Annotated in this window: 19 protein-coding genes; 10 read left to right on the top strand and 9 right to left on the bottom strand. The window is 75.1% G+C overall.

From position 1 onward, the window contains the following. Positions 1–45: 45 nt before the first annotated feature. Positions 46–1,950, bottom strand: a complete 1,905-nt coding sequence (gene dxs / locus P9841_RS00375; protein WP_283320165.1) for a 1-deoxy-D-xylulose-5-phosphate synthase — start codon at positions 1,948–1,950, stop codon at positions 46–48. Positions 1,951–2,081: 131 nt separating this feature from the next. After that, positions 2,082–4,148 (bottom strand): glycogen debranching N-terminal domain-containing protein, encoded by a 2,067-nt coding sequence (locus tag P9841_RS00370; protein WP_283320164.1) that lies wholly within the window; start codon positions 4,146–4,148, stop codon positions 2,082–2,084. Between the two features lie 200 nt (positions 4,149–4,348). On the opposite strand from P9841_RS00370, the gene P9841_RS00365 reads away from it, so the two are divergent. Genes P9841_RS00365 through P9841_RS00345 form a run of 5 tightly spaced genes read left to right on the top strand, consistent with a single transcriptional unit; the run spans position 4,349 to position 10,318 of the window. Further along, positions 4,349–5,395: a LacI family DNA-binding transcriptional regulator gene (locus P9841_RS00365; protein ID WP_283320163.1), complete on the top strand. Its 1,047-nt coding sequence runs from the start codon at positions 4,349–4,351 to the stop codon at positions 5,393–5,395. A 41-nt stretch (positions 5,396–5,436) separates the two neighbouring features. Continuing rightward, entirely contained in the window at positions 5,437–6,705 is a 1,269-nt protein-coding gene (locus tag P9841_RS00360) for a sugar ABC transporter substrate-binding protein (protein WP_283320162.1), read from the top strand. Positions 6,706–6,707: 2 nt separating this feature from the next. Further along, complete coding sequence (locus P9841_RS00355; protein ID WP_283320161.1) at positions 6,708–7,916, top strand: carbohydrate ABC transporter permease; 1,209 nt, start codon at positions 6,708–6,710, stop codon at positions 7,914–7,916. Further along, the gene (locus tag P9841_RS00350; RefSeq protein WP_283320160.1) at positions 7,913–8,809 is read left to right on the top strand and encodes a carbohydrate ABC transporter permease; all 897 of its coding nucleotides are present in this window, start codon (positions 7,913–7,915) and stop codon (positions 8,807–8,809) included. The genes P9841_RS00355 and P9841_RS00350 overlap by 4 nt, the downstream gene beginning before the upstream one ends. 54 nt (positions 8,810–8,863) lie before the next feature. Further along, a complete protein-coding gene (locus P9841_RS00345) occupies positions 8,864–10,318 on the top strand; it encodes a GuaB1 family IMP dehydrogenase-related protein (RefSeq protein ID WP_283320159.1) in 1,455 nt (484 codons plus the stop codon). 78 nt (positions 10,319–10,396) lie between these two features. Here P9841_RS00345 and P9841_RS00340 read toward each other — a convergent pair whose 3' ends face one another. Further along, positions 10,397–11,488 carry an App1 family protein phosphatidate phosphatase gene (locus P9841_RS00340; RefSeq protein ID WP_283320158.1) on the bottom strand — a complete coding sequence of 364 codons (1,092 nt, stop codon included), beginning with the start codon at positions 11,486–11,488 and terminating at the stop codon, positions 10,397–10,399. Between the two features lie 71 nt (positions 11,489–11,559). After that, entirely contained in the window at positions 11,560–11,976 is a 417-nt protein-coding gene (locus P9841_RS00335) for an LbetaH domain-containing protein (protein ID WP_283320157.1), read from the bottom strand. 213 nt (positions 11,977–12,189) lie between these two features. Between P9841_RS00335 and P9841_RS00330 the strand changes: the two genes are divergently transcribed. From P9841_RS00330 to P9841_RS00315, 4 genes are all read left to right on the top strand, one after another. Then, positions 12,190–12,951 carry a DeoR/GlpR family DNA-binding transcription regulator gene (locus P9841_RS00330; protein WP_283320156.1) on the top strand — a complete coding sequence of 254 codons (762 nt, stop codon included), beginning with the start codon at positions 12,190–12,192 and terminating at the stop codon, positions 12,949–12,951. A 47-nt stretch (positions 12,952–12,998) separates the two neighbouring features. Then, positions 12,999–14,039 carry a zinc-dependent dehydrogenase gene (locus P9841_RS00325; protein ID WP_283320155.1) on the top strand — a complete coding sequence of 347 codons (1,041 nt, stop codon included), beginning with the start codon at positions 12,999–13,001 and terminating at the stop codon, positions 14,037–14,039. Positions 14,040–14,240: 201 nt separating this feature from the next. Then, entirely contained in the window at positions 14,241–15,749 is a 1,509-nt protein-coding gene (locus P9841_RS00320; protein ID WP_283322029.1) for a PTS mannitol transporter subunit IIBC, read from the top strand. After that, positions 15,746–16,183 (top strand): PTS mannitol transporter subunit IIA, encoded by a 438-nt coding sequence (locus tag P9841_RS00315; protein ID WP_222169559.1) that lies wholly within the window; start codon positions 15,746–15,748, stop codon positions 16,181–16,183. The genes P9841_RS00320 and P9841_RS00315 overlap by 4 nt, the downstream gene beginning before the upstream one ends. A 61-nt stretch (positions 16,184–16,244) precedes the next feature. Here the strand turns inward: P9841_RS00315 and P9841_RS00310 are convergent, their stop codons facing one another. The 4 genes from P9841_RS00310 to P9841_RS00295 are packed head-to-tail and all read right to left on the bottom strand — an operon-like array spanning position 16,245 to position 19,110. Then, on the bottom strand, positions 16,245–17,129 hold the full coding sequence (locus P9841_RS00310; RefSeq protein WP_283320154.1) for a LysR family transcriptional regulator ArgP: 885 nt from the start codon (positions 17,127–17,129) through the stop codon (positions 16,245–16,247). Positions 17,130–17,141: 12 nt separating this feature from the next. Further along, entirely contained in the window at positions 17,142–17,858 is a 717-nt protein-coding gene (locus P9841_RS00305; protein ID WP_283320153.1) for an ABC-2 transporter permease, read from the bottom strand. Beyond that, positions 17,855–18,724 (bottom strand): ABC transporter ATP-binding protein, encoded by an 870-nt coding sequence (locus P9841_RS00300; protein ID WP_283320152.1) that lies wholly within the window; start codon positions 18,722–18,724, stop codon positions 17,855–17,857. The genes P9841_RS00305 and P9841_RS00300 overlap by 4 nt, the downstream gene beginning before the upstream one ends. Next, on the bottom strand, positions 18,721–19,110 hold the full coding sequence (locus P9841_RS00295; protein ID WP_283320151.1) for a GntR family transcriptional regulator: 390 nt from the start codon (positions 19,108–19,110) through the stop codon (positions 18,721–18,723). The genes P9841_RS00300 and P9841_RS00295 overlap by 4 nt, the downstream gene beginning before the upstream one ends. 160 nt (positions 19,111–19,270) lie before the next feature. Between P9841_RS00295 and P9841_RS00290 the strand changes: the two genes are divergently transcribed. Further along, positions 19,271–19,891 carry a LysE/ArgO family amino acid transporter gene (locus P9841_RS00290; protein WP_283320150.1) on the top strand — a complete coding sequence of 207 codons (621 nt, stop codon included), beginning with the start codon at positions 19,271–19,273 and terminating at the stop codon, positions 19,889–19,891. Positions 19,892–19,902: 11 nt separating this feature from the next. Here P9841_RS00290 and P9841_RS00285 read toward each other — a convergent pair whose 3' ends face one another. Continuing rightward, positions 19,903–21,603 carry a BCCT family transporter gene (locus P9841_RS00285; RefSeq protein ID WP_283320149.1) on the bottom strand — a complete coding sequence of 567 codons (1,701 nt, stop codon included), beginning with the start codon at positions 21,601–21,603 and terminating at the stop codon, positions 19,903–19,905. Positions 21,604–21,612 lie beyond the last annotated feature (9 nt).

Here is a 21,612-nt window from a genome sequence, read left to right as displayed (position 1 = left end):
CCCTGTCACGTCACCCGTTCCCGGCCCCGCGCGCGCGGGGAGCGGTCAGGGGGTGGCGAGGGCCGCGAGGACGTCCCGCGCGATGTCCGGGGCCGTGAGGCGCAGGGACGTCAGGAGCTCGTCGCGGGACGCGTGCTCGAGGAACCGGCGCGGGACGCCGAACGCCTGCACGGGCGTGCCGATGCCGGCGTCCCGGGTGCGCAGCGCGAGGGCCGAGCCGATGCCGCCCTCGCGGACGCCGTCCTCCAGGGTGACCGCGTGGTCGTGCTCCCCCACCAGCTTGACCAGGGCGGCCGGCACGGGCAGGACCCACCGCGGGTCGACCACGGTCACCCGCAGCCCGTGGGCGGCCAGCAGCTCGCCGAGCGCGAGCGCGGTGGGAGCCATCGCCCCGACGGCGCACACCAGGACGGACCGCGACGCCGGGTCGCCCGGCACGGCCGGGTCCGCGGTGCCGCCGTGGCGGGCGAGCACGTCCACCCCGTCCACCTCGTCGACCGCCGGCAGCGGGTCCGGCAGCGCGCCCTTCGGGTACCGCACGACCGTGGGGGCGTCGTCCACGTCCACGGCGGCGCGCAGGGCGGCCCGCAGCGTGTCGCCGTCGCGCGGCGCGGCCAGGCGCAGCCCCGGCACGACGCCGAGCACCGCCAGGTCCCACATGCCGTTGTGGCTGGCGCCGTCGTCCCCGGTGAGCCCCGCGCGGTCGAGCACGAACGTCACGCCGGCGCGGTGCAGCGCGACGTCCATGAGCACCTGGTCGAACGCCCGGTTGAGGAACGTGGCGTACACCGCGACCACGGGGTGCAGGCCCGCGTAGGCCATCCCCGCGGCGGTCGTGACGGCGTGCTGCTCGGCGATACCCACGTCGAACGTCCGGTCCGGGAACTCGGCCGCGAACGGCGCGAGGCCGACCGGGTTGAGCATCGCGGCGGTCAGGGCGACCACGTCGGGGCGCCGGCGCCCGATCCGCACCACCTCGTCCGCGAACACGCCCGTCCAGCCGAAGCGCGACGGCGCCACCGGCAGGCCGGTCTCCGGGTGGATCTGCCCGACCGCGTGGAACCGGTCCGCCACGTCCTGCTCGGCGGGGCTGTAGCCGCGGCCCTTCTCCGTGATGACGTGCACGATGACGGGGCCGCCGAACGCCCGCGCGCGCTGGAGCGCGAACTCGACGTCCGCGACGTCGTGCCCGTCGACCGGGCCGATGTACTTGAGGCCGAGGTCCTCGAACATGCCCTGCGGCGCGACGACGTCCTTGATGCCCTTCTTCAGGCCGTGCAGGGCGTCGTACGCGAGCCGCCCGGGCGGCCCGGAGCGCTTGAGGGTCCGCTTGCCCCAGGACAGGACGGTCTCGTACCCGCGGGTGGTGCGCAGGGCGTCCAGGTGCAGGGCCAGGCCGCCGATGGTCGGCGCGTACGAGCGGCCGTTGTCGTTCACCACGACCACGAGCCGGCGGTCCGTGCCGTCCGCGATGTTGTTGAGCGCCTCCCAGGCCATGCCGCCCGTGAGGGCGCCGTCGCCGATCACCGCGACCACGTGCCGGTCGTCGCGCCCGGCGAGCGCGTCGGCCCGCGCGATGCCGTCCGCCCAGGACAGCGCCGTGGACGCGTGCGAGTTCTCGACGACGTCGTGCTCGGACTCGGCGCGGCTCGGGTAGCCCGACAGCCCGCCGCGGTGGCGCAGCCGGCCGAAGTCGCGCCGGCCGGTCAGCAGCTTGTGGACGTACGCCTGGTGCCCGGTGTCGAACACCAGGGTGTCCCGCGGCGAGTCGAACACGCGGTGCAGCGCCAGCGTGAGCTCGACGACGCCGAGGTTCGGGCCGAGGTGCCCGCCGGTCCGCGACACCTGGTCGACCAGGAACGCGCGGATCTCGGCGCTGAGCGTGCGCAGCTGCGGGTGGCTCAGGGCGCGCACGTCCGCGGGCGAGTCGATCCGGTCCAGCAGTCCCATCCGTCCACCGCCCCGTCGCCGTCGTGCCGCGCAGGGGGGTCCGCGGGCACGAGGGGTCCACGATACGACGCCCCCGCGGCCCGGGGCCGCCCCCGCGCCGCGCCCGTCGCCGGACCGGCCCCGGCGCCGGCTCAGGCCGTGCGGACCTCCACCGGCGCGTCGGTCGCGACCTCGGCCCGGCCGTCCGCGCCGACCCGCACGGCGAGCGGCCGCCCGGCCAGGCGGAGCCCCTCCACGGCCACGGCCCCCAGCGGCGCGGGCGCGGGCGGCCGCACGTCGAGCCGCCCGCCCGGGACGTCGGGCCGCAGCCCGAGGGCGGCGCCCAGCACGGACACCGCGGCGGCCGCGGACCACGCCTGGGGCCGGCACGCGGCCGGGTACGGGACGACCTGCGGGACGGTGCCGCGCGGGTCGCCGCCGTACAGCTCAGGCAGCCGGTCGTCGAAGCCCTGGGCGGCGGCCAGCAGGCCCTCCGCGAGCGCGGCGGCCTCGCGGGCGTGCCCGGCGCGGGCGAGCCCCTGCACGACGATCGCCGTGTCGTGCGGCCACACCGCTCCTCCGTGGTAGCGCAGCGGCCAGTAGCCGGCGGAGTCCGTCGACATGGTGCGCAACCCGTACCCGGAGTCCATGTCCGGCCCGGTGAGCCGCGCCGCGACCAGCGCCTCCTCCTCGGCGGTGAGGATCCCGGTCCCGAGCAGGTGCCCGATGTTCGAGGTGACCGTGTCGACGACCCGCTTGTCCGCGTCGAGCGCGATGCCCGGGTAGCGCCCCCGCTCGTCCGCGGTCCAGAAGGACGCCCGGAACCGGTCGGCCAGCCCCGCGGCCCAGGCGCGCCAGCGGGCCGCCCCCGGCCTCCCGAACGCGTCGAGCAGCGCCGCGCCCGCCAGCGCCGCCTCGTGCGCGTACCCCTGCACCTCGGCCAGGGCGATCGGCCCGGTCGCGAGCTCGCCCGTGCGCCACTGCACGGAGTCCCCCGAGTCCTTCCAGCCCTGGTTCGCCAGCCCGTGCCCGGTCTCGTCCGCGTACTCGAGGAACCCGTCGCCGTCGGAGTCGCCGTGGTCCGACATCCAGGTGAGGGCCCGCTCCAGCGCGGGCAGCAGCGCCTCGACCTCGGCGTCCGGCATCCCCCAGCGCCAGGCGTCGTGCAGCAGGCACACCCACAGCGGGGTCGCGTCCACCGTGCCGTAGTAGACGGGGGGCAGCACGGTGCCCTCGCCGGGCATCGACAGCTCGGCGCGCCGGACCTCGTGCAGGATCTTGCCCGGCTGCTCGGCGGTCGCCGGGGCGGTCGTGGTGCCCTGCAGCGCGGCGAGCGTGCGCAGGGTGCCCGCCGCGAGCTCGGTCCCGAGCGGCAGCAGCATCCGGGCGGCCCAGATCGAGTCGCGTCCGAACAGCGTGAAGAACCACGGCGCACCGGCGGCGAGGAACACGTCGTCGGGGGCGAAGCGCGCGGACATCCGCAGCGTCGCCAGGTCGCCGAGCGCCTGGTCGAGCAGCGCCGGCAGGCGGCGGTCGGCCGCCTCGACGTGCAGCGGGGCCCACTCCGGCTCCGCGCGGCGCGGCGCCGTCACCACACCGCCCGCGTCGGTGACGGTGACGGTCCAGCCCACGGTCGCCGGCGCGCCGGTGGTCGCCTCGACGTCCCACGCCAGGCGGACCGTGCCGTCCGCGGCGACCTCGACGCGGGCGCCCGGCGCGACCAGCTCGGCGGTCACCTCGTCGTCGGCCCGCCAGCGCACGCCGCCCGCGACCGGCTCGGCCGCCGGCGGCGCGGTGACGGCGGCGCCGGACTTGATGCGGTCCATCGGCGTGCCGTCGGGCGTGACCACGATCTCCAGCCGTGCCGCGACGGGCGCGGGCGTCGAGCAGCTCAGCGTGAGCGTCTCGGTCACGGCGCCCGGCGACACCTCGCGCAGGCGCTCCAGCCGGGCCGTGGGGTCCGCCCCGGGGCCGTCCACGGTCCGCGGCAGGAGCACCGCGCGCGCCCGACCCGGCCCGTCAGCGCCCGAGGAGACCGCCTCCGGCACGGCGCCCGAGACGGTGAGCCGGGCGCCGGAGACCACCCGGACGTCGCCGTGGTAGACGCCCTGGGCGCCACGTCCTCCGACCAGGCCGATCTGTCCGTCCCGGTCGGACCACGCCTGCGTCGGGGCGTGCACCGCGACCAGCAGGTCGTGCAGCAGGGGCTGGAGCTCCATGGAGTACCTCGTCGTTCGTCCGGTCGGGCGGGGGTCGGGCGTGGGCCGGGTCGTGCGCAGGAGGTGCCGAGACCTGATCGTGACCCTGCGTCACCGTGCCCCGGCTTGACACGCCCGGGGCCGCTGGCAACTCTAGAGCCCATCGTTTGATCGCTCCAATCCGACTTGGAACGATCATATGGCCCGCGAAGGAGCGCAGGATGGACAGCACGACGAGGCCGACGCTCGAGAGCGTCGCGCAGCGCGCCGGCGTCTCCCGCCAGACCGTGTCGAACGTCCTCAACGCGCCGCACCTGGTCCGGCCCGAGACGACCGACCGCGTGCGCAGCGCCATCGACGAGCTCGGCTACCGGCCGTCCGCCGCCGCACGCCAGCTGCGCACCGGCCGCTCCCGCGTCGTGGGCCTGCGGCTGGAGCCGGTGCGCGACGGCATCAACGGCGCCGTGCTCGACCGGTTCCTGCACGCGCTCACCGAGAGCGCCCAGGCGCGCGGCTACCGGGTCATGCTGTTCACCGCCCCCGACGACGAGCGCGAGATCGCCCAGTACGGCGAGCTGCTCGACACGGCGGACCTCGACGCGTTCGTGCTCACCAGCACGCACCGCGACGACGCGCGCGCCGCCTGGCTGGCCGAGCGCGAGGTGCCGTTCGTGACGTTCGGCCGCCCCTGGACGGCGCCCGGCCAGGCCCACGACGACCACCCGTGGGTCGACGTCGACGGCGCCGCGGGCACCCGGGCCGCCGTCGAGCACCTGCGCCGGCTCGGGCACGAGCGCATCGCGTACCTCGGCTGGCCCGACGGCTCCGACACCGGCGAGGACCGCGCGTCCGGCTGGGCGGCGGCCATGGTGGACGCCGGTCACGACGGCTCGCTGCTGCGCCGGCTGCGCGCGCGGGTCCCGGACGGCGTCGCCGCGGGCGCGCAGGCCACCGAGCGCGTGCTCGCCGACGCCGCCCCCACCGCGGTCGTCTGCGCCTCGGACTCGCTCGCGCTCGGCGCGCTCACGGTCGCGCGCTCGCGCGACACCCCGCTCGCCGTCGTCGGGTTCGACGACACGCCCGTGGCGGCCGCCGTCGGCCTGACCTCCGTCGCCCAGCCCCTCACCGAGGCCGCGCACCGCGCGCTCGACCTGCTGCTCGACCAGCTCGACGGCGGCGGTGGCACGCGCAGCCGCACGGTCCTGCTCGCCCCGCACCTCGTCGAGCGCGCCTCGTCCCACGGACCCGGCGCCCCGCACACCCCCTGACCCCGCAGCCCCCGCACCACCCCCTCGAAGGAGAGACCCTCATGCACAGCACCCCCACGCGAGGACGGCGCCTGCTGGCGTCCACCGCCGTCGGCGTCGCCGGCGTCCTCGCCCTGGCCGCCTGCGGCGGATCCGGGTTCGACGACAGCGGCGACGAGGAGACCGCATCGGGCGGCGGCGGCCCGCTCAGCATCCTCATCGGCTCGTCCGGCGACGCCGAGACCGACGCCGTGAAGGCCGCCGTCGCCGACTGGTCCGAGCAGTCCGGCGTCGAGGCGACCGTCCAGGTGGCGTCCGACCTCACCCAGGAGCTCAGCCAGGGCTTCGCCTCCGGCGACCCGGCCGACGTGTTCTACGTCAGCGCCGACCAGTTCCGCACCTACGCCGCCAACGGCTCGCTGTACCCCTACGGCGACCAGCTCGACAACGCCGACGACTTCTACCCGAGCCTCGTCGACCAGTTCAGCACCGACGGGCAGCTCGTGTGCGCGCCGAAGGACTTCTCGACGCTCGCGCTCATCATCAACACCGCCGCGTGGGAGGCCGCGGGCCTCACCGACGACGACGTGCCCACGACGTGGGACGAGCTGACCGACGTCGCCGGCCGGCTCACCACCGGCGACCAGGTGGGCCTCGGGTTCTCCGGCGAGTACGCCCGGGTCGGCGCGTTCCTCGCGCAGGCCGGCGGCACCATGACGAACGCCGACGGCACCGAGGCGACCGTCGACTCCTCCGAGAACCTCGAGGGCCTGACGTACGTGCAGCAGCTCCTCGCGTCCGGCAGCGCCGCCTACGCCGCGGACCTCGGCACCGGCTGGGGCGGCGAGGCGTTCGGCACCGGCGCCGCCGCCATGACGATCGAGGGCAACTGGATCACCGGCGCCATGACCAACGACTACCCGGACGTCGACTACCGCGTGGTCGAGCTCCCCGCCGGCCCCGCCGGCCAGGGCACCCTGCAGTTCACCAACTGCTGGGGCGTCGCCGCGGACTCCGACAACCAGTCCGACGCCGTCGACCTGGTCCAGCACCTGACGAGCACCGACCAGCAGCTCGCGTTCTCCGAGGCGTTCGGCGTCATGCCGTCCGTGCAGTCGGCGGCCGACGGCTGGAAGGAGCTGTACCCGGAGATGACCGCGTTCATCGACTCGGCGGACTTCGCGCAGAACGTCGTCAACGCCCAGGGCGCCGCCGACGTGATCACCGACTTCAACGCCCAGCTCGAGAGCCTGAAGACCGGCGACCCGGCGGCGATCCTCGCCTCCGTGCAGACCAACCTGCAGGCCGTCCTCGACGAGAACGCGTCCTGACGATGTCCGCAGCGGTCACGTCGCCGGCGTCCGCGCCGGTGCGCCGCCGCCGTCGCCCGCACGGCCCCGGGTCAGCCCGGGGCCGTGCGGCCGCGTCGGGGTGGCTGTTCCTCGCCCCGATGCTCGTCATCCTGGGGCTGTTCCTCGTCGTCCCCGTCCTGATGGCGCTGTGGGTCAGCATGTCCGACTGGACCGGGCGCGGCAGCCCGCTGTCGTCCGACGTGTCGTTCGTGGGGGTCGAGAACTACCGCAGCCTGCTGCTCGGCGGCGGGCTCGCGACGCAGGACTTCGGCACCGCCATGCGCAACAACGCGTACTACGTGCTGCTGGTCGTGCCGCTGCAGACGGCGCTCGCGCTGTTCCTCGCCACGATGGTCAACCGGCGGGCGCTGCGCGGGCGCGGGTTCTTCCGCACCGCCTTCTACTTCCCCTCCGTGACCTCGTCCGTCGCGATCACGGTGCTGTGGCTGTTCCTCTTCTCGGCGTCGGGGACGATCAACGCGATCCTGGCGCGGCTGTCGATCAGCGGACCGAACTGGTTCAACGACCCCCGCGGCGTGCTGCACCTGCTGCTGGGCGCGGCCGGCCTCGACACCGCGCCGGAGTCCCTCGCGCAGCACGGGTTCCTCGGCATCCCGCTGTGGGAGTGGCTCGCCGGGCCGTCCGTGGCGATGTCCGCGCTGATCCTGCTGGCGATCTTCACCACGTCCGGCACGTTCATGCTGCTGTTCCTCGCGGCGCTCCAGGCGATCTCCTCGGAGGTCGAGGAGGCCGCCGTCATGGACGGCGCCACCGCCTGGCAGCGGTTCCGCCGGGTGACGCTCCCGATGCTGCGGCCGACGGTGTTCACGGTGGTGACGCTGGGGCTGATCGGCACGTGGCAGGTGTTCGACCAGATCTACACCGGCACCCAGGGCGGCCCCGCCAAGACGACGATCACGCCCGCCTACCTGTCCTACAGCGCGGCGTTCCAGAACAACCAGTGGGGTCGCGGCGCCGCGATCGCGTTCGTGCTGTTCGCGATCATCGTGCTGCTCACCGTGCTGCAGCGGCTCGTGCTGCGGGAGCGCGACACCGTGCCGCGGCGCAAGCGGTTCTACCGCACCCCGGCGGCACCACCCGCCGCCCTCGCCGGCACCGCCGGCACCGCGCCGGCCGCCGGCGCCCCGGGCACCGGGACCGCGAGCCCCACCGAGGGGGACCACCGATGAGCGCCACCACCGCCCTCCCCGCGCCCGCCCGCCCCGGCGCACCGGCACCCCGGGCCCGCCGCAGCAACCGCCGCGTGGTCGCGACGTCGTTCACCTACGCGGTGCTCGTCGTCCTGGCAGTGCTGTACGTCTACCCGTTCCTCATCCAGGTCGCGACGTCGTTCAAGACGGACGCCGAGGCCGCGCAGAACGCCGTCTCGCTGATCCCGCAGACGTGGAGCACCGCGGCGTACGAGCGGCTGTTCCTGCGCTCGGACTTCCCGCTGTGGTTCCGCAACTCCGTGATCGTCACGGTCGTGGTGACGCTGGGCCGGGTGTTCATCAACTCGCTCGCCGGCTACGCGCTGGCACGGCTGCGGTTCCGCGGGCGCGGCCTGGTGTTCGCCGGGCTCGTGGCCGTCATGGCGGTGCCGAACGTCGTGCTGCTCATCCCGAAGTTCCTCGTCATCAAGCAGGTCGGGATCTACAACTCGTTCGCCGGGCTCATCGTGCCGCTGCTCGCGGACGCCGCCGGCATCTTCATCATGAAGAACTTCTTCGAGTCCATCCCGCCCAGCGTCGAGGAGGCCGCCCGCCTGGACGGCGCCGGCACGTTCCGGGTGTTCTGGTCCGTCGTCCTGCCGATGGCCCGGCCGGCGGTCGTCACGCTGGTGATCCTGTCGTTCCAGGGGTCGTGGAACGAGCTGTCGCACTTCATCGTCGCGTCGCAGGACCCGGATCTCGTCACCCTCACCAAGGGCGTCGCCCAGCTCGCGTCCGGGCAGCTCAGCCAGGGGACGCAGTACCCGCTGAAGCTCGCGGCGGCGGCGATCATGACGGTCCCCGTGGCGGTGCTGTTCTTCGTGTTCCAGAAGCGGATCATGAACCAGAGCGCGGGCGCCGTGAAGGAGTAGCGCCGGGGCCGGCGGCGGCGCGGCGGGTAGACTCAGGCGGAAAGGGGAACTCTCATGCGCTTCCTGCCCGGGCACTCGCCCTCGTCCGACCTCACGTACGGCGACGTCTTCCTCGTCCCGTCCCGATCCGAGGTCGCCTCGCGGTTCGACGTCGACCTCGCCGCGCCCGACGGCACCGGGACGACGATCCCGGTGGTGGTCGCGAACATGACCGCGGTCGCCGGCCGGCGCATGGCGGAGACCGTCGCCCGGCGCGGCGGCCTGGCCGTGCTGCCGCAGGACGTGCCGGGCGAGGTGGTCGCGGACGTCGTGGCGTCGGTGAAGGCGAAGCACACGGTCGTCGAGAGCGCCGTGGTCGTCTCCCCCCAGGACACGGTGCACACGGCGCTGACGCTGATCGGCAAGCGGTCGCACGGCGCGGCCGTGGTGGTCGAGGGCGCGCGGCCGGTCGGCGTCGTGACGCCGGCGGACTGCGAGGGCGTCGACCGGTTCACGCAGGTCGCCGAGGTGATGACCCCGGAGCCGACGACGGTCGACCTGTCCGTGGTGGAGTCCGGCGGCGTCGCGGGGCTCCAGGCCGCGTTCGAGCGGCTGCACGCCTCGCGTCGCCGGTTCTCCCCCGTCGTCCGGGACGGCGAGCTGGTCGGGGTGCTCACCCAGGTCGGCGCGCTGCGCTCGTCGATCTACGCCCCCGCCGTCGACGCGCGCGGCCGGCTGCGGGTCGCGGCGGCCGTCGGCGTCAACGGCGACGTGAAGTCCAAGGCCGCGGCGCTGCTCGAGGCCGAGGTGGACGTGCTGGTCGTCGACACCGCGCACGGGCACCAGCGCAAGATGCTCGACGCCCTTGAGGCCGTGCGCTCGCTCGACCCGCAGGTCCCCGTCGTGGCGGGCAACGTCGTGACCGCGGAGGGCACGCGGGACCTGATCGCCGCGGGCGCGGACATCGTCAAGGTCGGCGTCGGCCCGGGCGCCATGTGCACCACCCGCATGATGACCGCGGTGGGCCGCCCGCAGTTCTCGGCCGTGCTGGAGTGCGCGACCGAGGCGCGCCGGCTCGGCAAGCACGTGTGGGCCGACGGCGGCGTGCGGCACCCCCGCGACGTCGCGCTCGCCCTGGCGGCCGGCGCGTCGCAGGTCATGGTCGGCTCGTGGTTCGCCGGCACGCACGAGTCGCCCGGTGACCTGCACGCGGACGGCGACGGGCGGCTCTACAAGGAGAGCTTCGGCATGGCGTCGGCCCGCGCGGTCGCCGCCCGGACCCGCGGGGGCTCGGCGTTCGACCGGGCCCGCAAGGCCCTGTACGAGGAGGGCATCTCGTCCTCCCGGATGTACCTGGACCCGGAGCGCCCCGGCGTGGAGGACCTGCTGGACCGGATCACGTCGGGCGTGCGGTCGTCCTGCACCTACGTGGGCGCCACGACGCTGGACGAGTTCGCCGAGCGCGCCACCGTCGGCATCCAGTCCGCCGCCGGCTACGACGAGGGACGGCCGCTGCCCGACGGCTGGTGACGGGCCCGGCGGTGCGGGTGCCGCGCGCGGTCCGGGCCGTCCGGTGCGCGCGGCGCCGGCGGCGCACCGGCCGCGTGCTCAGATGACGCCCGCCCGCGCGAGCTCGGCGGCCAGCGCGCGGCCGTCGGCGCCGCGGGCCAGCGCCACGTCCGACGCGTCGAGGCCCTCGACCGCCCGCCGGGTCGCCGGCGACACGGCGGGCAGGCCGTTCTGCGCGACCTGCTCCCCCAGGGACAGCTCGCGCACCGCGATGGCCGCGACGCGACCCGGGTGCTCCCGGGCGAACGTCTCGTACACCTGCGGGTCGTGCTGGCCGTCGTCCCCGACGAGGATCCAGCGCAGGTGCGGCAGCTCCTCGGCGAGCGCCCGCAGGGTGGCGGCCTTGTGCGCCGGCCCGGAACGCAGGAGCGCCGTGCCGGTCGGCCCCAGGTCGGTCAGCAGGAGCGACCCCTGCGGCAGCCCCACGCGCTCGAGGAACCGCGCGAGGGCGCTGGCGGTGTTCCAGGCGCCCGTCGACAGGTAGAACACCGGCGCGTCCGGGTGGGTCGCGGTGAGCCGGGCGTACAGCTCGGGCATGCCGGGGACGGGCTTGCGCCGGGCCTCGGACCGGACGAGGAAGTTCCAGGCCGCCAGGTGGGGCCGCGGCACCATCGTCACGAGCACGGTGTCGTCGATGTCGCTCACGATGCCGTGCGTGGCGGCGGGGTCCACCACCTGCACGGGCGCGGGCACCGGCGGGGACGACGCGGGGGCGGCCCCGCCGTCGGTGCGGTCCCCCTCGGCGTCGGCGGCCGCCACGTCCACCACCGCGACGTGCAGCGTGCGCCAGCCGGGCTCGAGGCGCAGGTCGACCCACGCGTCGACGTACCCGCCGCGGTCGGAGCGCGTCTCCAGCAGGACCGGCCCGTCCGGGCCGGCGGTGACCCGGACGGACGCCCCGGCGACCTCGGCGGAGAACAGGTTGCGCCAGCCACGCCGGGCCACGCTGCCCGGGGTCGGGGCGTCGGGCGGCGTGAGGAGGACGCGCGCACGCACCCGCGACCGGGTGGTGGTCCCGTAGGACGGGTAGGTGACGACGCGCGGACGGTACCCGCGCCGGGTGAGCACCCGCACGACGGCGGCGTTGAACCGGTCCTCGGCGCGGGCGGCGAGCGTGGCGATCCGGGGCATCGCCCCAGTATCGGCCGGGCCCGCGCCGGCCGCGCGGCGGGTGCGGCGGGTGCGCGCCTGCTGCGGGCGGGCTACGCGACCAGGTGCCGGTCGAGCCGCCGCGGGGTGCCGCCGCGCACGACGGAGCCGGGCGCGACCCGCGTCTCGGGCTCGACCACCGCGCGGGGCTCCAGGCGCGCCTCGGCGCCGACGTCGCTGCGGGTGCCGACGGTCGATCCCGCGCCGACGCTGGCTCCGCGGCCGACGTGGGCGTGCGAGCCGACGGTCGCGGCCACCTCCACGCGGGCGCCGGGCTCCACCCAGCAGTGCTGGCCGATGCGCGCGCGGGCCTCCACGCGCGCCCCGGGGTCCACCCACGCCGTGTCGGCGACGTAGGCGCTGTCGTCGACGACGGCTCCCTTGGCGACGAGCCCGCCGCCGTTGTCGTGGCGCTGGTAGCGCACGACGGTGCCGTCGTCCTGCTCGAGGTCCTCGTATCGCTTCTTCATACCGCCCCGTACAACGCCGCGGGGCACCCCCGTGTTCCCGGTCCGGTCGCGTCGCGCCCTGTGTTTGGCTCCGTATGTATGCCCGTTTGGCTCCGGATTTCTGTGTTCGTGTTGACTTCGGGCCTGTGCTGTTGCCAGAGTGTGACTCGCGCGACAGCGATGTCGCGGTGCGGGCACCGACCGCACCCACCCCGAGGACAGGACGTCGACGTCATGTACCCGCCCGAACGCCAGCAGCTCATCGTGACCACCGCCCGCGCGGCGGGCCGGGTCGAGGTGCAGCAGCTCGCCGCCGAGCTCGACGTCACCGCCGAGACCGTCCGCCGCGACCTCACCGCGCTCGAGCGGATGGGCCTGGTGCGACGCGTCCACGGCGGGGCCGTCCCCGTGGAGCGCCTGGGCTACGAGCCCGCCCTCCCCCAGCACGAGCAGGTGCTGACCGCCGAGAAGGAGCGGATCGCCAAGGCGGCCCTGGACGAGCTGCCGGCCGGTGGCTCCGTGCTCATCGACGCCGGCACCACCACGGTCCGGTTCGCCGAGCTGCTGCCCCCGGACCGCGAGCTCATCGTCGTCACGCACGCGCTGCCCGTCGCGATGGTGCTCGCCCCGCTGCCGTCCGTGACGCTGCACCTGCTGGGCGGGACCGTGCGGCGGCGCACGCTGGCCGCGGTCGGGACGTGGGCCGTGCGCGCGCTCGCCGACGTCCGCGTCGACGTCGCGTTCCTCGGCACCAACGGCCTGACGGTCGAGGACGGCCTCACGACGCCCGACCTCGCCGAGGCCGCGGTCAAACGCGCGTTCGTCGCCGCGTCCGCCCGCACGGTGGTCCTCGCGGACCGCACCAAGGTCGGCCGCGCGGAGCTCGCGCGCGTCGCCCCGCTCGCGGCGGTCGACGCCGTGGTCACCGACTCCGGCATCGAGCCCGAGCTCGCCGACGAGATCGAGACAGCCGGCCCGCGCGTCGTGCGGGCCTGACCACCGAGGGCCACGCGCCCCGCGCGGCCCCGAACCCGAGGAGAGAGATGAAGGTCTTCCGCTTCTACGCACCCGGTGACGTCCGGCTGGAGGACGCGCCGGAGCCGTCGCCGAGCGAGGGCGAGGTCAAGATCCGCGTCCGTGCGACGTCGATGTGCGGCACCGACGTCAAGATCTCTACGTCGGGGCACCAGCGCATCCGCCCGCCGCGCGTCATGGGCCACGAGATCGCCGGCGAGGTGGTCGAGGTCGGCGCCGGCGTCGAGGGCTGGGCGCCCGGCGACCGGGTGCAGGTCATCGCGGCCATCCCGTGCGGCGAGTGCGAGTACTGCCGCGCCGGCGCCATGACGATCTGCCCGAACCAGGTCTCGATGGGCTACGACTTCGACGGCGGGTTCGCGCCGTACATGATCGTGCCCCGCGAGGTGCTCAAGGTCGACGGCCTCAACCGGATCCCCGAGGGCGTCTCGTACGCGGAGGCCTCGGTCGCCGAGCCGTTCGCGTGCGCGATCAACGCCCAGGAGATCATCGACGTGCACGACGGCGACGTCGTCGTGGTCGTCGGCTCCGGGCCCATCGGCTGCCTCCACGTCCGCCTGGCGCGGGCCCGGGGCGCGAAGCAGGTGCTGCTCGTGGAGCTCAGCCGCGAGCGCCTCGACCTCGCGGCGGCGGTCGTGCAGCCGGACGCGGCGATCTGCGCGTCGGAGGTCGACCCGGTCGCCGCCGTCAAGGAGGCCACGGACGGCCGCGGCCCGTCGGTCGTCATCACCGCCGCCGCCTCGGGGGCCGCGCAGGAGCAGGCGCTGCAGATGCTCGCCCCGCAGGGCCGGCTCAGCCTGTTCGGCGGCCTGCCCAAGGACCGCCCCACGATCACGTTCGACTCGAACCTCGTGCACTACCGCGAGCTGGCGGTGTTCGGGGCGAACGGCTCCAGCCCGGAGCACAACCGCCAGGCCCTGGCGCACATCGCCGACGGCAGCGTGCCGGTCGCGGACCTCATCACCCACAGGCTGCCGCTCGAGCGGGTGGCCGAGGGCATCGACGTGGTCCGCTCCGGGGCGGGCATCAAGGTCACCATCGAGCCGTGACCGGCCACGCGCCGGCACCCGACCAGCAAGGAGCAGGTCAATGACGACCCTTTCCCTCCCGGCCCGCGCGGGCCGGCCGACCACCGAGACGGAGGCGTGACGACCGTGTCCGCGACCACAGCCGCCCCGGGCGCCACGAGCCCGACGCGCGCCAAGCAGGCGCAGGTCCGCATCCAGCGGTTCGGCGCGTTCCTCAGCGCGATGATCATGCCGAACCTCCCCGCCTTCCTGGCGTGGGGGCTCATCACCTCGATGTTCATCGCCGTGGGCTGGACGCCCAACGGCATCCTCGGGGGCTTCGGGAACGCCGACGCGATGAGCTGGCAGGGCGCCGCCACCCAGCTCGCGCAGGCCGACGACGGGACGACGTTCCGGCAGTACCTGGGGCTCGTCGGCCCGATGGTGACCTACCTGCTGCCGATCCTCATCGCCAACGCCGGTGGCCGCATCGTCTACAAGGAGCGCGGCGGCGTCGTCGCGTCCATCGTGGCGGTCGGCATGATCACCGGCTCCACGGTGCCGATGTTCCTCGGCGCCATGGTGGTCGGCCCGCTGTCGGCCTGGGTCATGAAGAAGGTCGACTCCCTGTGGGCCGGCAAGATCAAGCCGGGCTTCGAGATGCTCGTCGACATGTTCTCCGCGGGCATCCTCGGTGCCGCGATGGCGGTCGGGGCGTTCTTCGGGTTCGCGCCGATCATCACGCAGGTGTCGAGCTGGCTGGGGAGCATCGTCTCCTGGATGGCGGACAACCACCTGCTGCCGCTGATGTCGGTGATCGTCGAGCCGGCGAAGGTGCTGTTCCTCAACAACGCCATCGGCAACGGCGTCCTGGTGCCCCTCGGCGCGCAGGAGGTCGTGGAGTCCGGCAAGTCGCTGCTGTTCCTGGTGGAGGCCAACCCGGGCCCCGGCCTCGGGATCCTCATGGCGTACACCGTGTTCGGCGTCGGCGCGGCGCGGATGTCCGCCCCGGGCGCGGCCGTCGTGCAGTTCATCGGCGGCATCCACGAGGTCTACTTCCCGTTCGTGCTCATGAAGCCGGCGCTGATCCTCGCGGCGATCGCGGGCGGCGCCACGGGCATCGCGACGAACGTCGTGTTCGGCTCGGGCCTGCGCGGGCCGGCCGCACCGGGGTCGATCCTCGCGGTGCTCGCGGCGACGCCACGGGACTCGTACGTCGGTGTCGTCCTGTCGGTGGTGCTGTCGTTCGCCGTGACGTTCCTGGTCTCGGCCGTGATCCTGCGGGCGTCCCGCAAGCGGGACCTCGCGGCGGGCGGCGGGGACCTCGAGGCGGCGATCGCGCAGACCGAGGCGAACAAGGGCAAGTCGTCCTCGGCGCTCGGCGCGCTGGCCACCCAGGCCGCGCCGGTCTCCGGTGCGACCCCCGCGGTCGGCGGCGACGCGCTCCCCGACCGGCCGCTGCGGTCGATCGTGTTCGCGTGCGACGCCGGCATGGGGTCGTCCGCGATGGGGGCCAGCATCCTGCGCGACAAGCTCAAGAAGGCGGGCCGCGGCGACATCACCGTGGTCAACCGGGCCGTCGCGCAGCTCGAGGACGACGTCGACCTGGTCATCACGCAGCGCGAGCTGACGGACCGGGCCCGGCGGCACGCCCCGTCCGCCCGGCACGTCTCGGTGGACAACTTCCTCAGCAGCCCGGTCTACGACGACGTCGTGCGCGAGGCGCAGGCGGCGGAGAGGACCCAGTCGTGAACGCCGTGCTCAGCGACGACCTGATCGTCCCGGCGGGGCGGGCGACCACGAAGGAGGAGGCGATCCGCGAGGCGGGCGGCCTGCTCGTGGCGTCCGGCGCGGTGGAGCCGGAGTACGTGGACGCGATGCTCGACCGCGAGCGGACCGTCTCGACGTACATGGGCAGCCACCTCGCCATCCCGCACGGCACCGAGGAGGCGAAGGGCCGCATCCGGCGGTCCGCGATCTCCCTGGTCCGGTACGAGCAGCCGGTCGACTGGGACGGCAACCCCGTGCGCGTGGTGGTCGGCATCGCGGGCGCGGGCGGGGAGCACCTGGAGCTGCTGTCCCGGATCGCGCTGGTGTTCACCGACGCGGAGCGGGTGCAGCGGGTGCTCGACGCCACGACGCGGGAGGCCCTCGCGGGGATCCTCGCGGAGGTCGAGCCGGCCTGACGGGCGGGTGGCGCCGGCGGCGCGGGTGCGGTGCTCACGGGCCGCACCCGCGCCGCCGGCGTCAGCGCAGGGCGGCCGCCGCGGCCTCGCGCACCGCGTCGCCGGTGCGGCGCAGGGCGGCGGTCGGCAGCGTCCACTGCTGCCAGTACAGCGTCACGTCCACGTGGCGCCCCGGGTCGAGGTCCACGAGCACGCCCTCCCGCTCGCCCGCCGCGGCGTCCGCCTCGGGCAGCAGACCCCAGCCGAACCCGAGCCGGACCGCGAGCGCGAAGTCCGCGGTGGCCGGCACGTGGTGGCGGGGAGGGACGGCCGGGTCGACGCCGCGCTCGCGCAGGTAGCGGTCCTGCAGGTCGTCCTTGCGGTCGAACACCACCAGCGGGGCGGCGGCGAGCGCCTCGGGGGTCGGGCCGTCCGGGAAGTCGGTCACGACGCGCGCGGCGGCCACCACGGGCCGGTACCGCAGCACGCCGAGCCGGTGGGACGTGCAGCCCTGGACCGGGCGGGCGGCCGTGGTGATCGCGGCGACCACCACGCCGTCGCGCAGCAGGTCCGCCGAGTGGTCCTGGTCCTCGCGGTGCAGCTCGAACCGCACCTCGTCGGCCAGCGGCGCGAGCGCGGGCAGCACCCAGGTGCCGAGCGAGTCCGCGTTCACGGCCACTGGCAGCACCGGACGCCCCGGGCCGGGGGTGGCGCTCACCGCGGCGCGCGCCTCCGCCGTCAGCCCGAGCACCTGCCGGGCCAGGCGCAGGTAGACGGCGCCGGCCTCGGTCACGCCGGCGGGCCGGGTGCGGCGGACCAGCACCTGGCCGACGGCGGTCTCGAGCGCCCGGATCCGCTGGCTGACCGCGGACTGCGTCAGGTGCAGGGCGTGCGCGGCGCCCTCGAACGACCCCTCGTCCACGACGGCGAGCAGCGCGCGGAGCTGGGGCAGGTCGACGTCCGGCATGGTGGCGCCACGCTACCGCGCGCCCCCGGCTCCCCCGCGTCCGCGGCCCCCGGGTCCGCCGGCACGCTCCCAGCGCCGCCGGTCGGCCCGCCACGAGACCGCGGCCGACGCCGCGAGCACGGCTGCCCCCGTCACGAGGGCCAGCGGGGCGAGCCGGTCCGTCGAGCGCGCGAGCCAGGCGTCGAGGTCCGGCAGCCGGTCGCCGAGCACGCTCACCGCCGCGCCGGCGGCGCTGCACAGCAGGACGAGCGGCACGATGGCGACCATCCGCCCGCGCGTGTAGCCGAGCGCGTAGTAGACCGGCAGCTGCGTCCCGGCGAGCAGCGCGTACACGCCGAACCCGACGGCGACGGACGTCGCGACGTCCCCCGGCGAGGTCTGCACGACGACGTCGCGCATCTCGGCCCCCAGCACCGCGAGCGGCACCGCGACCAGCGCGGCGGCGAGGTACAGCACCAGCGTGAACGCGTAGCGCCCGGCGACCAGCGTCCCCCGTCCGACGGGCAGCACGGCGCGCAGCGTGTCGAGCCCGTCCCGCTCGCCGATCGCGAACGGGTAGGACGCGCCGAGGGCGGCGAACACCGCACCGGCGAGCACGACCGCCTGCGGCCGGCCGGCGACGACGGCGATGACGCCGACCGCGCCGGCCAGCGGCACGAGCTGGCGGGCGAACGGCCGGACGGTCCGCAGGTCCAGCCCGAGAGCGGCCCCGACCTCCCGGGCGCTCACGCCGGCACCGCCGTCCGGCGGCGCGCCCCGAGGTGCACGACGATCTGGTCGAGCGTCGGGCGCTCCACCACCACGCCGGTCCCCAGCAGCGGCACGTCGTCGGCCGCCACGAGCGCCTCCACGCACACCCCGGTGCGCCGGGCGCCGAGCAGCGGGACCAGGCCGTCGGGCGGCAGGTCGTCGGGACCGCCCCGCACCAGGCAGTACGCGTCCATCAGCTCCTCCTTCGTGCCGGTCCGCAGCACGCGGCCGCCGGCGAGCAGGGTGAGGTGGTCGGCGATGCGCTCCAGGTCCGCGGTCAGGTGCGTGGAGAACAGCACGCTGCGGCCCTCCGTCACCAGGTAGTCGCCGAGGATGCCGATCAGGTCGTCGCGCGACACGGGGTCGAGGCCGCTGGTCGGCTCGTCCAGCACGAGCAGCCGCGCGCCGTGCGACAGCGCCACGGCGATCTGGAGCTTCATCGTCATGCCGCGGCTGAGCTCGGAGACCCGCGACCGGGGGTCGAGCTCGAACTCGGCGAGCAGGCCGGTGTACCGCGTGGGGTCCCAGCGGTCGTAGAACGGCCGCAGCGCGCGCTCCACGTCCCGCAGCCGCCACTCCCCGACCAGGCTCGGCCGGTCGAGGACGACCCCGATGTCCTGCCGTAGTGCCGCCGGCGCGGGCAGCGTGCGCCCGAGCACCTCGACCCGGCCGGACGCGGGACGCAGCATGCCGAGCAGCGTGCGGATCGTCGTCGTCTTGCCCGCGCCGTTGGGGCCCACGAGGCCCATGACGTAGCCGGTGGGCAGGCGCAGGCTGACGTCCTGGAGGGTGAAGGCGCCGACCGGGACCGTGACGTGGTCCAGCACGACCGCGTCGCCGCTCACCGCCGGGCCCCCTCGGCCTCGGCGAGCACGACGTCGAGCATCTCGACCAGGCCGTCCCGGTCCACGCCCGCGAGCCGGGCGGCGTCGGCGGCCGCGCCGAGGGCGTCCTCGACGCGGCGCAGCACCTGCTCGCGGACCAGCGCGGTGTCCACCGGCAGCACGTACGCGCCCTTGCCGGGGACGGTCGTGATGAAGCCGGCGGCCTCGAGCTCGGCGTACGCCCGCGTGGTGGTGATGACGGAGATCCGCAGGTCGCGGGCCAGCGCCCGGACGGACGGCAGCGCGTCGCCGTCGTGCAGGTCGCCCGCGAGCACCGCGACCTTGATCTGCTCGGCGACCTGCTCGTACAGCGGCGCGTCGGCGCTGTTGGAGACCACGATCCGCACGGAGCCACCTCCTCTACTGTTCATATGCAGTATGAACAGTAGACCCCGCCCGCCCCGTGCGTCAGCGGGACCTCCGGCCCACGTCGTGCATCAGTCGCGCTGATGGAGCATCGCGGACAGTCGTTGGACTGATGCGGGCGCGCGCGCCTACCGTCGGCGCGTGCCCGCCGCCCTCGCCACCGCCCTGACGGGGCTCCTCCTCGGCCTGTCGCTCATCGTGGCGATCGGGGCGCAGAACGCGTTCGTCCTCCGGACCGGGCTGCAGGGCACGCACGTGCTGCCCGTCGTCGCCGTGTGCGCCCTGTCGGACGCGGTGCTCATCGCCGCGGGTGTCGCCGGGCTCGGCGTGCTGGTCGACCGCGCGCCCGTCGTCCTCACGGTGGCTCGGCTCGCCGGTGCCGCGTTCCTGCTCGGCTACGCCGCTCTCGCGGCGCGACGCGCGTGGCGGCCGGCCGGGGACGCGCTCGACGCCGCCGGAGGCAGCGCCCCCGCCCGGCTGTGGCCCGTGGTCGCGACCTGCCTCGCCCTGACCTGGCTGAACCCGCACGTCTACCTGGACACGGTCGTGCTGCTCGGGTCCGTGGCCGGCACGCACGGCGGGCTGCGCTGGTGGTTCGCCGCGGGTGCGGCGGCCGGCAGCGTGCTGTGGTTCACCGGCCTCGGCTACGGCGCACGCCTGCTGCGGCCGCTGTTCGCCCGGCCCGGCGCGTGGCGGGTGCTCGACGCCGCCATCGCTCTCGTCATGGCCGCGATCGCGGTGAGCCTGCTGCGCGGGCTCTGAGGACGCGGGGCTCAGCGCTCCGGGCGGCCCTGCTCCCGCGTCCGGCGCCAGCGCCGCAGCCGCTCGTCGACCCGCCGGTCCACGTGAGCGCCGACCTGGGCCGACACCTGGGCGTCGATCAGCGCCCGGAGCTGGCGGCGCTCGGCCCGCAGGAACGCCATGTGCTCCAGGTGCAGCGACCGCGACGTCGCGACCACCATCCCGATCATCACCACGCTGAACGGCAGGGCGATGAGGATCGCCGCCGTCTGGAGCGCGCCCAGCCCGCCCGCCAGCAGCAGCGCGATGGCCAGCACACCGCCCAGGCCCGCCCACACGACGCGCAGCGCGGTGCGCGGGTGCGGGTCCCCGCCGGCCGCCAGCATGGCGACCACCAGCGCGCCGGAGTCCGCGGACGTGATGAAGAACAGCGCCACCAGGATGATGGCCCCGATCGACAGCGCCGCCCCGCCCGGCAGCCCCGACAGCACGTCGAACAGCGCGTTCTCCGGCACCACCTCGCCGTCGGCGCCCACCAGGCCGCCGCCCCCGAACAGCTCCCGGTACAGGGCCGTCCCGCCGAGCACGGAGAACCACAGGAAGCACACCAGCGTCGGGACGAGCAGCACGCCGCCCACGAACTCGCGCACCGTACGGCCGCGCGAGATCCGCGCGATGAACACCCCGACGAACGGGGACCAGGAGATCCACCAGCCCCAGTAGAACGTCGTCCAGGCCGCCTGCCACTCCTGCCCCGCCTCGCCGGCGTACGCGGACGCGTTGAACATCAGCGGGACCACCGACGCCAGGTACGCGCCGATGGACTGCACGAACTCGCGCAGCAGGAACAGGGTCGGCCCGAGCACGAGCACGGCGACCAGCAGCACGCCGGCGAGCGACACGTTGATGTTGGACAGCCACTTCAGCCCGCGGTCCAGGCCGGAGACGACCGACAGCGTCGCCAGCGCCGTGATGCCGACGATCAGGGCGATCTGCAGGCCCGTCGAGGACGTCGCGATGCCCGTGTGCTCCAGTCCCGCCGTGATCTGCAGCACGCCGAGGCCCAGGGAGGTCGCGACGCCGAACACCGTGCCGACGACGGCGGCGACGTCCACCGCGTCCCCGATCGGACCGCGCGCCCGCCTGCCCAGGATCGGCTCGAGGGCCCACCGGATCGACACGGGGTGACCCTTGCGGTGCACCGAGTACGCGATCGCCACGCCCACCACGACGTAGATCGCCCAGGCGCTCAGGCCCCAGTGCAGGTAGGTCTGCGTCATCGCCTGCTGCGCCAGCTCCTCCGGGGTGCCCGTCACCCCGGGCTTCGGGCTCGCGTAGTGGCTCAGCGGCTCCGCGACGCCCCAGAACACCAGGCCGATGCCCATGCCGGTCGCGAACAGCATCGCGAACCAGCTCCCCAGCGGGTACTCCGGCTCGTCGTCGTCCTTGCCCAGCGTGATGTCGCCCCACCGCCCGACGCCCAGCCAGATCGCGAACGCGACGAAGCCCGCCACCAGGGCCACGTAGTACCAGCCGAACGCGCTGATGACGTCGGACTGCACCCGCCCGATCACGTCGCCCGCGGTGTCGGGGAACGCGATCGTCAGGCCCGCCACGAGGGCGACCACCGCGGCCGAGCCCCAGAACACCGCGGGGTTGGTCCCCCAGGGGCCGCGGCGTGACCCGTCCGCGCCGGGCGGCCCCTGCTGGGTCTGCGTGGTCGACGTGCTCACGTCGGGCTC

The organism is Cellulomonas sp. ES6 (genome assembly GCF_030053835.1).
In the GTDB taxonomy this organism is placed as follows: Bacteria; Actinomycetota; Actinomycetes; order Actinomycetales; family Cellulomonadaceae; genus Cellulomonas.
The sequence above is the reverse complement of the archived record's forward strand: the minus strand, read 5'-3'. Positions and strand labels throughout refer to the sequence as shown.